Source organism: Nitratidesulfovibrio oxamicus (assembly GCF_015731765.1).
Lineage (GTDB): Bacteria > Desulfobacterota > Desulfovibrionia > Desulfovibrionales > Desulfovibrionaceae > Cupidesulfovibrio > Cupidesulfovibrio oxamicus.
On sequence record NZ_VRYY01000691.1, the window covers coordinates 1 to 790 of the forward strand.

At 71.0% G+C, this 790-nt stretch carries 1 protein-coding gene; it reads left to right on the forward strand.

Going from position 1 to position 790, the window contains the following annotated elements; genetic code table 11:
* A partial coding sequence (locus FVW20_RS17300) for a UvrD-helicase domain-containing protein (RefSeq protein WP_196610559.1) occupies window positions 1-790 on the forward strand: 790 nt, incomplete at both ends.

Genomic DNA, 790 nt, shown 5'->3' on the forward strand with positions numbered 1-790 from the left:
CGCAGCCGGTGCTGGTGCTGGCCGGTCCCGGCACGGGCAAGACCCGCACGCTGGTGGGCCGGGTGCTGCATCTGGTGGAAACGGGCATCGACGCCCGGCGCATCCTGGCCGTCACCTTCACTCGCCGCGCGGCAGCCGAAATGGACGAGCGCCTCGCCACCGCCCTTGGCGAGGACGCCCCCCTGCCGCGCACCGACACCCTGCACGCGCTGGCCTTCGAATACTGGCACCGGGCCACACCCACGCCCCCGGTGCTGCTTTCGGAAGAGGCGGCCCGCCGCGTGTTCGCGGAAGCCAACCCCGACGAGCCCGCCCAGCGCCTGCGCGAGGCGTGGGAAGCCATCGGGGTGTGCCGCGAGAAGATGCGTTCGTGCCTTGTGGAGCACGCCCCGCTGCTGGCCCGCTACACCGAGCAGAAGGCGGCCTGGAACCTGGCCGACTACACCGATCTTCTGGAATTCTGGCTGGATCAGATGCAGAACAACATCTACGTCAGCCCGTGGCGGCACGTGCTGGTGGACGAGATCCAGGATCTTTCGCCCCTGCAGCTGACGCTGGTGCGGGCCCTGGCCCCGCGCGGCGGGGCGGGCTTTTTCGGCATCGGCGACCCGGACCAGTCCATCTACGGCTTCCGGGGTGCGCATGGCGACGTGGCCGCCTTCCTGCGCGAGGCGTGGCCCGACCTTTCCGTGGTGGCGCTGGAGGAAAACTACCGCTCCTCGGCGCGCATCCTCGATTTTGCGGGCGGCCTGATGCTGGGCCGCTCGGCCTGCGGCCCGCTGCGCGCCGC